This window comes from Metabacillus indicus LMG 22858 (assembly GCF_000708755.2).
Lineage (GTDB): Bacteria > Bacillota > Bacilli > Bacillales > Bacillaceae > Bacillus_P > Bacillus_P indicus.
The window spans coordinates 1,494,139-1,508,155 of sequence record NZ_JGVU02000002.1 but is presented as its reverse complement, the minus strand read 5'-3'; the positions used below and the strand labels follow the sequence as shown (position 1 = coordinate 1,508,155).

The window sequence follows — 14,017 nt, the reverse complement described above, 5'->3', positions numbered from 1 at the left end:
TTCTAATTGTTCTTCTCTGGCCATATACATGGAATCAGGTATTGGCTAAAAGGGGGGACAACCTTGATCAAAGTATTTTTTAATTCTCCGGATGAAGCAGAAAGATTTTATACAATGCTTGTCCTTAAGCAGAATCGGCGGAACGTTGAATTGTGCATAATTGACGGAAACGGAGTCGGGGTTTCGGCAAGAGATTTTGATGCGGCGGCAAGAACGCTTTTTATTCCGGCGCTTGCGTCTTATATTCTTAAATACAATGAATCACGTCTTATGCTTTCGATCATCAGGGACCGCTTTTATTTTCATGAGCCTGAAGAGCAGCAGCAAATCATACATATTGCAGAGGCGATCATTGAAGGTGAACGGACGGAAATTCCCGGCGCAAAACAGCTCCCCGTGAGAGAAACGCCGATTTATGAAGCGTTGAATGACTTTATTAAGCCTGATCTTGCATTTGCTCTTTCATCTTTTATAAAATTCCGTCTCCACAGCTATGTGGAGCGTTTATATAAATATATTGAGCTTGCGATTGAAGAGTATAAGCTTGAACAGGAATATCAGACGTTTATTCATAGTTTAAGAGAGTATGCCATGAACAGGGAAACAAAGGCAGAGGTTATTCACATTGTTCATGAACAAGAGCTGACCGTTTATAACGAGCATTTTTCTGAAATCAGCAAAGAGGATTTAGCAGGGCATATTGACAGGACGTTCGTTCATCAGCACCCGATGTATATCGATGCTTCCCTGTTGGCTCCCCTTGTCTCTATAGCCCCTGGGAGGATACACCTGTATACAGATTCACCTGATTATGGAATGGTGCAGACAATCCAGAATATCTTTCTTGAACGAGTCAGCATTTATCCGAGAAAGATGGCTGGCGTTTAAAATTCAGCTTCCGGAAGGGAAAAAGCGGAATCGGCTTGATTTCCTCCCGGAATGCTTTTATAATACGTTATGAATAGAAGAAATGTTTTGATGAGGACACGGGTGAGTTATCACGGCTCAAAGAGAGGGAAGACACGGCTGAAAGCTTCCCAGTACGAATAACCTGCTTACCGCCTCTGAACTTCAGCCTTGAAAAGGACTCGGGTCCCCAGTAAGTGCTGACGGGAAATCCCGTTACAGATCTTTTTTGAGCCATTCACTGTGCGTATTGTGAATGGAAACAAGGGTGGAACCACGGCGAATAATCACTCGTCCCTTATTTTAAGGGACGAGTTTTTTATTTTTTAAGAAAACATGCAAGGAGTGACGACAGGATGTCAATTGTAAACATTACTTTTCCGGACGGAGCTGTAAAGGAATATCAGGCAGGCACCTCAACTGAAGATATTGCAGCCTCCATCAGCCCGGGTCTTAGAAAAAAATCCATTGCCGGTAAACTGAACGGTGAACTGATTGATTTGAAAACACCGATCGAGCAGGACGGGAGCATTGAAATTGTCACACTCGACAGTCCGGATGCTCTGGAAATCATCCGCCACAGCTCTGCCCACGTACTGGCCCAGGCAATTAAGCGATTATATGGAGATGTAAAGCTTGGAATCGGTCCGGTTATTGAAAACGGGTTCTACTATGACATCGATATGGAAGAATCCATCTCAGCTGAGGATCTGCCGGCGATTGAAAAAGAAATGAAGAAGATTATCAATGAAAATATAGAGGTTGTGCGCAAAGAAGTAACACGCGAAGAAGCAAAGGCTCTGTATGAAGAAATCGGCGATCACTTAAAGCTTGAACTGCTTGATGCCATTCCTGAAGGGGAAAAAGTGACTATCTATGAACAGGGCGATTTCTTTGACCTCTGCCGCGGAGTGCATGTTCCTTCAACAGGAAAGCTGAAAGAATTTAAGCTCTTGAGTGTAGCCGGCGCATACTGGCGCGGGGACAGCAACAATAAAATGCTGCAACGCATTTACGGTACGGCTTTCATTAAAAAAGCAGACCTTGATGAGCATCTGCGCCTGCTTGAAGAAGCGAAAGAGCGCGATCACCGCAAGCTTGGAAAAGAACTGAGCCTGTTTACAACGTCTCAAAAAGTAGGACAGGGCCTTCCGATCTGGCTTCCAAAAGGCGCGACAATCCGCCGCATCGTAGAACGCTACATTGTGGATAAAGAAGAACGTCTGGGCTATCAGCATGTGTATACACCGGTGCTTGGCAGTGTCGAGCTGTACAAAACATCCGGCCACTGGGATCATTATCAGGATGACATGTTCCCTGCTATGTCCATGGACAATGAGGAGCTTGTTCTTCGTCCGATGAACTGCCCGCATCACATGATGGTGTACAAGCACGACATTCACAGCTACCGCGAACTTCCGATCCGCGTGGCGGAGCTTGGAACGATGCACCGCTATGAGATGTCAGGAGCTCTTACAGGCCTGCAGCGTGTCCGCGCGATGACGCTGAATGACGCCCATATCTTTGTTCGCCCTGATCAAATCAAGGATGAATTTATCCGGGTTGTAAAACTTGTTGAAGAAGTTTATAAAGACTTTGGCATCAATGACTATTCCTTCCGTCTTTCCTACCGCGATCCGGAAGACACAGAGAAGTATTTTGACGATGATGCGATGTGGGAAAAAGCACAGAGCATGCTTAAATCTGCGATGGACGAGCTTGGCCATGACTATTTTGAGGCAGAAGGAGAAGCGGCGTTCTATGGTCCTAAGCTTGATGTCCAGGTCCGCACAGCACTTGGAAAAGACGAAACGCTTTCTACTGTGCAGCTTGACTTCTTATTGCCTGAACGCTTTGATCTGAATTATGTCGGCGAAGACGGCAAACAGCACCGTCCGGTTGTTATTCACCGCGGGGTTGTCTCAACGATGGAACGTTTTGTGGCCTTCCTGATTGAAGAGTACAAAGGGGCGTTCCCGACTTGGCTTGCTCCGACTCAGGTTCAGGTGATCCCGGTTTCGCCTTCTGTTCATCTTGATTACGCGAAAAGCGTTCAGGAAAAGCTGCAGGCTGAAGGACTCCGCGTCGAGCTTGATGCACGCGATGAGAAAATCGGATATAAAATCCGCGAGGCACAGATTCAGAAAACACCTTATATGCTTGTAGTGGGCGATAATGAAGCAGCCGAATCAGCTGTGAATGTCCGTAAATACGGCGAGCAGAAATCTGAAACAATCAGCCTGGATGCATTTATTGAGGGCATTGTGAAAGAAGTTAAAAGATAAATCTGTAAAAAAGTATTGCACATGCGGAAGATGTTTGATACAATTCTTTTTGTTGCAATAAAAGCCAGCATGACTTGACACAGGAATTTTTTCCGTGATATAATTTGCATGGTAATTGAATAGAACGTTTGTCTAGCAAGCAGAAGCACCCGCTTCTCACCTGATTGACGCATTGCGCAGTCTGCAGGTTTACGACCATTTTATACTTAGTATACTAAATCGTAGTGTGGGTGTTTTATGCGCCCGCACTTTTTTATTTGAAAAAAGTGCGAGCAGAGTCTGTTCAGTTAAAAATCCTTGGAGGTGGCTAATTATTAGCAAAGACATGATGGTAAACGATGGAATCCGCGCTCGTGAGGTTCGTCTGATTGGTGCAAACGGCGACCAGCTTGGAATCAAAACACGCCAAGAGGCGCTTGAGATTGCTGCCAGAGCGAATCTTGACTTAGTGTTAGTTGCCGCAAACGCGAAGCCTCCTGTATGTCGCATTATGGACTACGGAAAATTCCGTTTTGAGCAGCAGAAGAAAGACAAAGAAGCACGTAAAAATCAAAAGATCATCAGCATGAAAGAGGTTCGCTTCAGCCCGACGATTGATGAGCATGATTTTAACACAAAACTTAAAAATGCACGCAAGTTCCTTGAAAAAGGAGATAAAGTGAAAGCTTCCATCCGCTTTAAAGGACGTGCAATCACTCATAAAGAAATTGGCCAGCGTGTTCTGGACCGTTTTTCTAAAGCTTGTGAAGATTTAAGTACAATTGAGTCTCATCCGAAAATGGATGGACGCAGTATGTTCCTGGTGCTTGCACCAAAAGCTGAAAAGTAAAGATACGAGGAGGAATACCTTATGCCAAAAATGAAAACTCATCGCGGCGCTGCAAAGCGTTTCAAAAAGACTGGATCAGGTAAATTAAAACGTTCACACGCTTACACTAGCCATTTATTTGCTAACAAATCAACGAAAGCAAAACGCAAGCTTCGCAAAGGCACGCTAGTAAGCAAAGGCGACTTCAAACGCATCCGTCATTTATTAGATAACATTAAATAATTCGTTTTCACATAGGAGGGAATTGACATGCCAAGAGTAAAAGGCGGTACTGTCTCACGTCAAAGACGTAAAAAAGTTCTTAAATTAGCTAAAGGTTATTTCGGTTCAAAACATACATTATACAAAGTTGCTAACCAGCAAGTAATGAAATCATTAATGTATGCTTACCGTGATCGCCGTCAGAAAAAGCGCGACTTCCGTCAGCTTTGGATCACTCGTATTAACGCTGCTGCACGCTTGAACGGTCTTTCTTACAGCCGTTTAATGCATGGCTTGAAGCTTGCAGGCATCGAAGTAAACCGCAAAATGCTTTCTGAGCTTGCAGTTACTGATGCAAAAGCTTTCGCTCAACTTGCAGACGCTGCTAAAGCTAAACTTAACAGCTAATACCACAAGACCATTCTCACCGTATGAGGATGGTCTTTTTATCATTTATTATGGAGTTGAATGATATGACACTCGTGATGGCATACTATTTGATCTTGAATGTATACGGCTTTTACATAATGGGAGCGGATAAGAAAAAAGCGAAACGGGGCGAGTGGAGAATCAAGGAGAACACTCTTTGGCTTGTCGCCTTTATCGGGGGAGCAGCGGGACTTACTATAGGGATGAATACATACCGCCATAAAACAAAGCACCGAACGTTTGCAGCAGGTCTTCCGGCACTGATGGTTGTCCATCTCATATTGTTTGTCTATTTTCTTTATAAACTGTCATAAGACAGCCTCCCAGCCGATACACTTTAGGGAACGATTCTCACACAGCATCATCAGGGACTGCATGAAAGAGGTGGGAACAATCGATCTTGCTACTTCGGCTGTGGTCAATACCGTCCAGTCTGCGGGATTTCTGGCACCTGTGTTTTTTATCGGCATGCACATTTTGAGGCAGTTTTTGTTCATACCCGTTGTGGCCATTTGCATTGTCGGGGGCATTCTTTTCGGAACAGAATTCGGCACGTTTTATTCCATTATCGGGCTGACTGTTGCGAGCATCACCTTTTATACGCTGTCGAAACAGTTTCCTTCCTTCTTAGACCGTTTTTCAGGGCTTAAGAAAAAATGGATGGGAAATTATACGCGTCTTTCGGTTGGGCAGATTACCGTGCTTCGGATGATTCCGTTCGTGAATTTTTCGCTCTTATCCCTCTGCATTCTGGACAGATCAGGCTCGTTTAAAGAATATGCAAAGCTTTCCTTCTGGACTCATATTCCTGCGGCCTTCTGTTTTACTTCGTTTGGCACTTACTTTGGCAGACTGTCGCTCATTGCGACCGTTCTGATCCTCTGCACGCTTGTCGTATTTGTCTATTTGCTCAGAGAACGGAGAAGCATTATTAAATGGAACGAATTTTTTCTGAAATAGCAAAAAGCCGTGATCGACAAGGTCACGGCTTTTGTGCTTTTGAGAGAAATTCTCTGACCGGACTCTTCCAGTCAATGGCTGCATGCGGATAGTTTTCTTTTACTTTGTCTGTGATGAAGGTGAAGTCTGATAAAGAAAGTCCTTGAAGCTTGCTGGGTGTGTCGGTCCAGATGAAAATGGAGACAACTTCAAACGCCTGATCGGTCGTGCCGAGATACTTTTCGCCTTCAAACCGGACGCCTTTGTAGGTAAGCAGAAAATTCTTTCGGACATTGCCGGGGTCATCGAGCAGATAAAACTGATTCTGTTCTTGTGCAAGCTCAAGCTTTCGTTTAGGATTCAGCACGTATTTTGCTAAAGAATAAAGGATAAAAACAACGAGTGCGAGCAGGAGCAGCCGTAGAAAAATAACAATCATAGCAATGCCTCCAAGACATATTTTGTTACAATACGTATAAACACGCCTTAAGGTTTCATATTTCATGAAAAATTTTTGAAGCATGGTTCCTGCAGTGATAAAATGGGCTCGTAGAGGAGAGTGAAATCGTGAATTTAACAAAACTGTTTAAGATGCAGCATACCCTTGACATGAAAATAGAAAAACAGCACGGCCTTGAGAAGGAATCCCTTATTCACAAAAAGATTCTTGCCCTGTATGTAGAAGTGGGTGAACTGGCGAATGAGACGAGATGCTTTAAATTCTGGAGCCTGAAACCGCCGGCGGAAACAGATGTCATTCTTGAAGAGTACGTGGACGGCGTCCATTTTATTTTGTCCCTTGGAATCGAGATTGGAAAAACAAGCGGAATCGAGATGCAGCAGAATGCGGAAGAAAAGACACTGACTGCTCATTTTGCCGATGTTTTTAACGCAATTGCCGAGTTTGAAAAGAACCATGAGGATGAACAATTTATCCGGCTGTTCAGCAAGTATATGCACCTTGGACAGGCCCTTGGATTTTCGGGAGCCCAGATTGAAGATGCCTATATGAAAAAGAATGAAGTGAACCATGACCGCCAGAAACAGGGTTATTAACATTTTGTATTACTTTCCAGCGTTTAGTATAATAGTAGATAATAAACGAGAGGGGTAAAGGGATGACAAAATTAGACGAAACACTTCAGATGCTGAAGGATCTGACAGACGCAAAGGGAATTCCCGGAAATGAACGCGAACCGAGAGAGGTTATGAAAAACTACATATCAGCCTATGCCGATGAGGTAACAACAGACGGACTTGGAAGTCTGATTGCTAAAAAGACCGGCAAAGAAGGCGGACCGAAGATTATGGTAGCGGGCCACCTTGATGAAGTCGGCTTTATGATCACGCAAATTGACGATAAAGGGTTTCTCCGCTTCCAGACAGTAGGCGGATGGTGGTCACAGGTGATGCTTGCCCAGCGAGTAACCATCGTGACGAATAAAGGGGATGTAACAGGTGTAATCGGCTCTAAGCCGCCGCATATCCTGCCTCCGGAAGCTAGAAAAAAACCGGTGGATATTAAAGATATGTTTATTGATATCGGCGCTTCAAGCCGTGAGGAAGCAATGGAATTCGGCGTTCGTCCGGGAGACCAGGCTGTTCCTTATTTTGAATTTACCGTGATGAACAATGAGAAGATGCTTCTTGCCAAGGCATGGGATAACCGCATCGGCTGTGCCATTGCCATTGACGTCCTGAAAGGCCTGAAAGATGCTGATCATCCAAACGTTGTCTACGGTGTAGGAACGATTCAGGAAGAAGTAGGGCTCCGCGGAGCGCGCACTTCTGCTCATGCCATCCAGCCGGATATCGGATTTGGAGTGGATGTCGGGATTGCCGGCGATACTCCTGGAATCTCTGACAAAGAAGCTTCAAGCAAAATGGGAGAAGGGCCGCAGATTATTCTTTATGATGCATCAATGGTTTCCCATAAAGGACTTCGCGACTTCGTTACAGGCGTTGCTGATGAAATGAATATTCCATATCAGTTCGATGCAATTGCAGGCGGAGGAACAGACTCAGGTGCAATCCATATGACAGCAAACGGTGTGCCTGCACTTTCCATCACCATTGCAACAAGATACATCCATTCCCATGCAGCCATGCTTCACCGCGACGATTATGAAAATGCGGTTAAGCTGATTACAGAAGTTATTAAGCGTTTAGATGACGAAACTGTAAAAGCTATTACATTCGACTAAGAAAAGCGCAAGATCCCATAAAAAAATGCCGGGCAGCCGCCCGGCATTTATTTCTTTTTCAAGCCTTCTTCAAGAATCGTAAGCATTTCATTCTTTTCATCTTCACTTGAATTCTGCCAGATCACTTCAAACAGAACGCCAAGTCCCGGAAGCATCTTTTCTTCACCATTTTGGATTGCATCCACAATCGTATCCTCAAGCTGCCCCTGGTCATTACCCGAAACATTTGAGATAATGGCATTTCGTAAATTTAAATCCATATGACTCACTCCATTTTTAAAATAGTTGATCTCTGTTTATCGTGCGTCACTTTGCTTATTTTATGTATCTTCCGTTAAAATAATAAAAAAGCTTTCAGCGAATATGGCCGTTTCATAAGATATGCCTAAACTCCAGTGGATTGCAGCGGAAGAAACTTGACTCCTGCGGGATGAAGAGGGAATGGGAGACCCCGCAGGCTGGCCGAGGAGGCTCCCATCCCTCCCCGCGGAAAGCAAGTTTCTGGAGCGGAAAGGAACGGGTATAAGTTCAGAACCAAATTCTTCTATAGCTTGTGATATTAACAAAAGAAAAAAGATGGGCAGGAAAACCCAACACTAAAAGGAGCAGGACAATTGAAGCGAATCGAATCCATACAAAATCAAAAAGTCAAACAATGGCGCAAACTTCACACAAAAAAAGAACGTGATGCATCAGGCACCTTTTTAATTGAAGGCATGCATCTTGTAGAAGAAGCCATTAAAAATAAATCAAATATAAAAGAGCTGATCCTCTCAGAAGACACAGTTATTCCAAAAGGCTGGGACGTCGATGATCTCTCCATCATCTACGTAACAAAAGAAATCATGAAAGCCATTTCCGAGACAGAAACCCCTCAAGGTGCTGCAGCCGTATGCATCCAGAAGGACAGCGGAAGCATAAGCACATGGAAAAAAGTCATACTGATTGATGCGCTTCAGGATCCGGGGAACCTTGGAACCATTATCCGGACAGCCGATGCGGCAGGTCTTGACGGCGTCATTCTCGGAGATGGGACAGTTGATCCGTATAATTCAAAAGTCGTGCGTTCCTCACAGGGCTCCATTTTCCACATACCGGTTGTAAGAAAAAAAATGGATGAAGCCATTTCAGAACTGAAGCAGAATGAAGTGTCCATTTACGGAACCTCCCTGCAGAACGGATCCGATTACAGAAAAGCAGAAACCTCAGAACATTTTGCCTTGCTTATCGGCAATGAAGGCAGCGGGGTAAAGGAGGAATGGCTGTCCCTTACCGACCAGAATCTGTACATCCCGATCCTTGGGAAAGCTGAATCTTTAAACGCGGGAGTTGCTGCAGGAATCCTGATGTATCACCTTGTGAAATAGGCAAAAGCGTGGTTGCATCGCCATCATGAATTCATTATAATAAAAGACAGTTACATACCATGAAAAAGCGTTGACAGAGAAGAGTATTCTGCGAAAGCGTCAATCAGGGAGAAAATGCCGGTGACTGTGAGCATTTTTTTGACAGCAGCAGATGAATTCACCTCTTTAGCTGACACCAGGACCATCCGGAAAAATCCCGGGTGTAAAGGTGCTCCGGATCCTATCCGTTATTTATGAACGAAGTGAACAGCATGTTTTTTTGCTGTTAACAAGGGTGGTACCGCGACTGTCAACTCGTCCCTTTTTGGACGGGTTTTTTATTTTGTTCAAAAAAATCAGGAATCATCTGAAATAAAAGGAGGAATAAACGATGCAGGAGCAATTAAAACAGCTTCAGCTTGAAGCGCTTGAAAAAATTCAGGCAGCAAATGATTTAAAGAGCCTGAATGAGATCCGTGTATCATATCTAGGTAAAAAAGGGCCAATCACAGAAGTTCTTCGCGGAATGGGCAAACTTTCTGCAGAAGAGCGCCCGCTGATGGGAGCTTTGGCCAACGAGGTGCGCGAGAGCATTGCCACAAGCATTTCAGCTAAACAAGAAGGACTTGAGGAAGCGGCAGTTGAAGAGAAGCTGGCAGCTGAAACAATTGATGTGACACTTCCAGGGCGACCTGTGCGCACAGGGAATCATCATCCGATCACGTCTGTCATTGAGGAAATCGAAGACCTTTTCCTTAACATGGGCTATTCCGTTGAAGAAGGCCCTGAGGTAGAGACAGATTATTTCAACTTTGAAGCGCTGAATCTTCCAAAAGGACATCCGGCACGTGATATGCAGGATTCTTTCTACATAACGGAAGAAACGCTGCTTCGGACTCACACATCACCTGTCCAGGCAAGAACGATGCAGAAATTTAAAGGGCAGGGACCGGTCAAAATCATTTGTCCAGGCAAAGTATACCGCCGTGATAATGATGATGCGACACACTCACACCAGTTCACGCAAATTGAAGGACTTGTCATTGACGAGAACATCAGCATGAGCGATTTGAAAGGAACACTTGAAGTTTTTGCTAAAAAGATGTTCGGCGAAGAGCGCGAAATCCGTCTGCGCCCAAGCTTTTTCCCGTTTACTGAGCCTTCAGTTGAAGTCGATGTTTCATGCTTCGTTTGCGGCGGCAATGGCTGCAGTGTTTGCAAAAGAACGGGATGGATTGAAATTCTAGGTGCAGGAATGGTTCATCCGAATGTTCTTGAGATGGCCGGGTTTGATTCGAAGAAATACAGCGGGTTTGCTTTTGGCATGGGACCGGAGCGAATTGCCATGCTGAAATACGGCATTGATGACATCCGTCATTTTTACACGAACGACATGCGTTTCCTTAAACAATTTAAAAGAGCATAAAAGGAGGGTTCCAAATGTTTGTTTCCTATAAATGGCTGCAGGATTACGTGGATCTCAGCGGAATCCCGGCAGAAGAACTGGCAGAAAAAATCACCCGAAGCGGGATTGAAGTAGAGGGTGTAGAGGTTTTAAACGAAGGGATGAGCGGTGTAGTCGTCGGGCATGTGCTTGAAAAAGAGCAGCACCCGAATGCAGATAAGCTCAACAAATGTCTGGTCGATACAGGCGGCGAGAACCCTGTTCAAATTATTTGCGGTGCTGCAAATGTCGATAAAGGACAAAAAGTAGCTGTGGCAACAGTAGGCGCGGTGCTTCCTGGTAATTTTAAAATCAAAAAGGCAAAGCTTCGCGGCGAAGAGTCAAACGGAATGATCTGTTCTCTTCAGGAACTGGGCTTTGAATCAAAGACGGTGGCAAAAGAATACGCTGAAGGCATCTTTGTCTTTCCAAATAATGCTGAGCCTGGAAAAGATGCTCTTGCAGAACTTGGGCGTGATGACCAGATTCTTGAGCTTGGTCTTACCCCAAACCGTTCAGACTGCCTGAGCATGCTTGGAGTTGCGCATGAAGTAGCGGCTATTTTGGGCAGAAGCGTAACGTACCCTGACCTGACGCACGATGAAGGTTCGGAGAAGGCATCTGAGAGCATTTCTGTCGCTGTTGAAGCAAAAGAAGAAAATCCGCTGTATGTTGCGAAAGTGGTTCGGAATGTAAAGGTCGCTCCGTCTCCTCTATGGCTGCAGACAAGACTGATGGCCGCAGGCATTCGTCCGCACAACAATGTGGTGGATATTACAAACTACGTACTGATTGAATACGGTCAGCCGCTTCATGCCTTTGACTATGACCGCTTAGGATCAAAAGAAATCCTTGTCCGCATGGCAAAAGATGGCGAAGAAATCGTAACACTGGATGGACAAAAACGCACCCTTACTCCGGAGCACCTTGTCATTACAAACGGAACGGAGCCGGTTGCACTCGCAGGTGTGATGGGCGGGGAGAATTCAGAAGTTCATTCTGATACAACGACTGTTCTTCTTGAGTCCGCGTATTTTAACGGCCAGACTGTGAGAAAATCGTCTAAAGATCACGGCCTAAGAAGTGAAGCAAGTGCGCGCTTTGAAAAAGGCGTCGATCCAAACCGGGTTCGTGCCGCGGCCGAACGCGCTGCCCAGCTGATGGCAGAGCTTGCGGGGGGAGAGGTGCTTTCAGGATCGGCAGAAGTGAATTATCTAGAAGCTGAACCTGCAGTCGTGACCGTTCACATTGAAAAAATCAACCGTGTGCTCGGCATGAATATTTCAGGGAATGAAATGCAGTCCATCTTTACACGCCTTGGGTTTGAAGTGCAGGAGGATAACGGTGCCTTCACGGTTACAGTTCCTACAAGACGCGGAGATATTACAATAGAAGAAGATCTGATTGAAGAAGTTGCAAGACTGTACGGCTATGACAACATTCCGTCTACTTTCCCTGTCAGCGCATCCGCACCGGGCAAATTGACTGATTATCAGCAAAAACGCCGGATGGCCCGCCGCTTCTTAGAAGGAGCCGGCTTGCATCAGGCAATCACATACTCACTGACGAGTGAAGACAAAGCTTCTCAGTTTGCGCTTCAGCCTTCAGATCTGACACGCCTGTCCATGCCGATGAGTGAAGAGCGCAGCGTTCTTCGCCTGAGCTTAATCCCTCATTTGCTCGAGACGCTGAAATACAATCTTGCCCGTCAAAATGACCAGGCTGCTCTTTATGAAATGAGCTCTGTGTTCATTTCAAACGGACCAGGTGAACAGCCTCTGGAAAAAGAACGATTAAGCGGAGCTGTAACAGGGCTGTGGCACCTTAACCAGTGGCAGGCTGAGAAGAAACAGGTCGATTTCTATGTGGTAAAGGGAATTCTTGACGGCCTGTTCGATCGTTTAGGCTTAAAAGAACACATCACTTACCAGCAGACAAAACGCGACGGTCTTCATCCTGGACGTACAGCAGAAATTCTTTTGAACGGCGTTTCTGCAGGATTTATCGGACAGGTGCATCCGAAGCTTCAAAAGCAAATGGATCTGACTGAGACGTACGTGTTTGAACTTGCTCTTCAGGAGCTTCTTCAAACAGAAGCAGAACCATTAACATTCTCTGTTATTCCGCGCTTTCCGTCTATGACGAGAGACATTGCCCTCGTTGTTGATAAAGACGTTGTAGCGGGCGATTTGCAGAGCGCTATTTCAGAGGCTGGAGGAAAGCTGCTGAAGGACGTTTCCATTTTTGATTTATACGAAGGCGATAAGCTTGATGAAAATAAAAAATCACTGGCCTTCTCTCTTCGCTACTTTGATCCTGAGCGAACACTGACAGACGAAGAAGTAACAAAGGCGCATGAAAAAGTTCTCCGCACGGTCGAGGAAAAATTTGCCGCCGTGCTGAGAGGCTAATCGCAGCGAGAACAGGAAAAGAGCAGCTGACCATCAAGGTCCGGCTGCTCTTTTTTATCTTTTTCTTTTCTTTGCGGCGATTTTTTCAGCTTTTTCGGTATTTGCAAAATGAAACTTCGTAAGTTCTTTCAGTGCCGGGCTGCCTTTTTTCAGGATGATGGCGGCGGCAGCCTCGTCTACTTTAGCTCCCGCTCCTTTTGGAAGGGTAACTCCTGCTTTTTCTGACAGGCGGTCCATTTCCTTTAAAAAGGCATAGCGTGCAAGAATCGAGGCGGCCGCAACAGCCAGGTGGATTCCTTCTGCTTTAGTGCTGAAAAATGTTTTTTCTCTTTTGAAGGATTTTCCAGATAAGTGCTTGAAATACAGAGAAGGCTCTGCAAATTGATCAATTAATATGCCTTCAGGTTCTTCTGGTGCAATCTTGTCATAGAGTTTGTTTATCGCCTGGTTATGCAAAATGGCTTTCATTTTCCCCTGGGACATTCCCGTGCTTTGGAGCTGGTTGTATTTTTCATTGTGCAGGATCAGCAGGGAGTATGGAATGACTTTAAGAAGGTCCTTCGCAATCGCAATGATCTGAGTGTCATTCAAGTGTTTTGAATCCTTTACTCCAAGCTCTTGAAGGAGCGGAATCTGCTCCTTTTTTACATAGGCGGCAACGACCGTAATAGGGCCGAAAAAGTCACCCGTGCCGACTTCATCTGATCCGATGATCGAAAGAGATGAAATGTTTGGCGGCGGACTGAAAATGGTCTTTTGCTGCGAAGGTTTCTTAGTAGCCTTTTTCTCGGGTTCGGACCATTTGGAAGCCTCTTCTGCTGCAAGATTTCCCTGGAAAAGAACTTTCCCTGATTTGTAGGCGGTGATGGAGCAGCCGTTTGCTTTTGCAGTAAAAACGGCACCCGGTGGAAGCTTTGATCCGAGTCCGGAAGAATAATAGGTTTTCATTTTCAGCATGGTCTGCTGATCAATTTTTATAACGGCATTGGACAAGAGAAGACACCTCTTCTATAGTATTATTGG

General features: G+C 45.2%; 15 protein-coding genes and 3 other annotated features. Of the genes, 12 read left to right on the top strand and 3 right to left on the bottom strand.

Annotation, left to right across the window (positions count from 1 at the left end; translation table 11 throughout):
* Nucleotides 1-63: 63 nt before the first annotated feature.
* From ytxC to AZ46_RS10990, 7 genes are all read left to right on the top strand, one after another.
* Nucleotides 64-888 carry a putative sporulation protein YtxC gene (gene ytxC / locus AZ46_RS11020; protein WP_029279189.1) on the top strand — a complete coding sequence of 275 codons (825 nt, stop codon included), beginning with the start codon at nt 64-66 and terminating at the stop codon, nt 886-888.
* A gap of 78 nt (nt 889-966) precedes the next feature.
* Nucleotides 967-1,208, top strand: a binding site (T-box leader).
* 54 nt (nt 1,209-1,262) lie between these two features.
* A complete protein-coding gene (thrS, locus tag AZ46_RS11015; RefSeq protein ID WP_029279191.1) occupies nt 1,263-3,191 on the top strand; it encodes a threonine--tRNA ligase in 1,929 nt (642 codons plus the stop codon).
* A 131-nt stretch (nt 3,192-3,322) separates the two neighbouring features.
* Nucleotides 3,323-3,452, top strand: a sequence feature (ribosomal protein L20 leader region).
* Between the two features lie 49 nt (nt 3,453-3,501).
* Nucleotides 3,502-4,020, top strand: a complete 519-nt coding sequence (gene infC / locus AZ46_RS11010; RefSeq protein WP_161781213.1) for a translation initiation factor IF-3 — start codon at nt 3,502-3,504, stop codon at nt 4,018-4,020.
* A gap of 21 nt (nt 4,021-4,041) precedes the next feature.
* Complete coding sequence (rpmI, locus tag AZ46_RS11005) at nt 4,042-4,242, top strand: 50S ribosomal protein L35 (protein WP_029279195.1); 201 nt, start codon at nt 4,042-4,044, stop codon at nt 4,240-4,242.
* A 27-nt stretch (nt 4,243-4,269) separates the two neighbouring features.
* Nucleotides 4,270-4,629 (top strand): 50S ribosomal protein L20, encoded by a 360-nt coding sequence (gene rplT, locus AZ46_RS11000; protein ID WP_029279197.1) that lies wholly within the window; start codon nt 4,270-4,272, stop codon nt 4,627-4,629.
* A 65-nt stretch (nt 4,630-4,694) separates the two neighbouring features.
* The gene (locus tag AZ46_RS10995; RefSeq protein ID WP_029279199.1) at nt 4,695-4,964 is read left to right on the top strand and encodes a DUF1294 domain-containing protein; all 270 of its coding nucleotides are present in this window, start codon (nt 4,695-4,697) and stop codon (nt 4,962-4,964) included.
* Between the two features lie 61 nt (nt 4,965-5,025).
* Nucleotides 5,026-5,610 carry a TVP38/TMEM64 family protein gene (locus AZ46_RS10990; protein WP_051827309.1) on the top strand — a complete coding sequence of 195 codons (585 nt, stop codon included), beginning with the start codon at nt 5,026-5,028 and terminating at the stop codon, nt 5,608-5,610.
* A gap of 22 nt (nt 5,611-5,632) precedes the next feature.
* Here the strand turns inward: AZ46_RS10990 and AZ46_RS10985 are convergent, their stop codons facing one another.
* Nucleotides 5,633-6,028: a hypothetical protein gene (locus AZ46_RS10985; protein WP_029279202.1), complete on the bottom strand. Its 396-nt coding sequence runs from the start codon at nt 6,026-6,028 to the stop codon at nt 5,633-5,635.
* A gap of 128 nt (nt 6,029-6,156) precedes the next feature.
* Between AZ46_RS10985 and AZ46_RS10980 the strand changes: the two genes are divergently transcribed.
* Nucleotides 6,157-6,645 carry a dUTP diphosphatase gene (locus tag AZ46_RS10980; protein ID WP_029279204.1) on the top strand — a complete coding sequence of 163 codons (489 nt, stop codon included), beginning with the start codon at nt 6,157-6,159 and terminating at the stop codon, nt 6,643-6,645.
* 62 nt (nt 6,646-6,707) lie between these two features.
* Nucleotides 6,708-7,793, top strand: a complete 1,086-nt coding sequence (locus AZ46_RS10975; RefSeq protein WP_029279206.1) for a M42 family metallopeptidase — start codon at nt 6,708-6,710, stop codon at nt 7,791-7,793.
* Between the two features lie 47 nt (nt 7,794-7,840).
* Here AZ46_RS10975 and sspI read toward each other — a convergent pair whose 3' ends face one another.
* Nucleotides 7,841-8,053, bottom strand: coding sequence for a small acid-soluble spore protein SspI (gene sspI / locus AZ46_RS10970; RefSeq protein ID WP_029279208.1), 213 nt, complete (start codon nt 8,051-8,053; stop codon nt 7,841-7,843).
* A 354-nt stretch (nt 8,054-8,407) separates the two neighbouring features.
* On the opposite strand from sspI, the gene AZ46_RS10965 reads away from it, so the two are divergent.
* The 3 genes from AZ46_RS10965 to pheT all read left to right on the top strand — a co-directional run bounded on the left by AZ46_RS10965 (nt 8,408) and on the right by pheT (nt 12,994).
* Nucleotides 8,408-9,160, top strand: a complete 753-nt coding sequence (locus AZ46_RS10965) for a TrmH family RNA methyltransferase (RefSeq protein ID WP_029279210.1) — start codon at nt 8,408-8,410, stop codon at nt 9,158-9,160.
* Between the two features lie 61 nt (nt 9,161-9,221).
* Nucleotides 9,222-9,465: a binding site (T-box leader), on the top strand.
* 65 nt (nt 9,466-9,530) lie between these two features.
* Nucleotides 9,531-10,565, top strand: coding sequence for a phenylalanine--tRNA ligase subunit alpha (gene pheS, locus AZ46_RS10960; RefSeq protein ID WP_029279212.1), 1,035 nt, complete (start codon nt 9,531-9,533; stop codon nt 10,563-10,565).
* A gap of 14 nt (nt 10,566-10,579) precedes the next feature.
* Entirely contained in the window at nt 10,580-12,994 is a 2,415-nt protein-coding gene (gene pheT, locus AZ46_RS10955; RefSeq protein ID WP_029279214.1) for a phenylalanine--tRNA ligase subunit beta, read from the top strand.
* A 54-nt stretch (nt 12,995-13,048) separates the two neighbouring features.
* Here the strand turns inward: pheT and rnhC are convergent, their stop codons facing one another.
* Entirely contained in the window at nt 13,049-13,987 is a 939-nt protein-coding gene (gene rnhC, locus AZ46_RS10950; protein ID WP_029279216.1) for a ribonuclease HIII, read from the bottom strand.
* Nucleotides 13,988-14,017 lie beyond the last annotated feature (30 nt).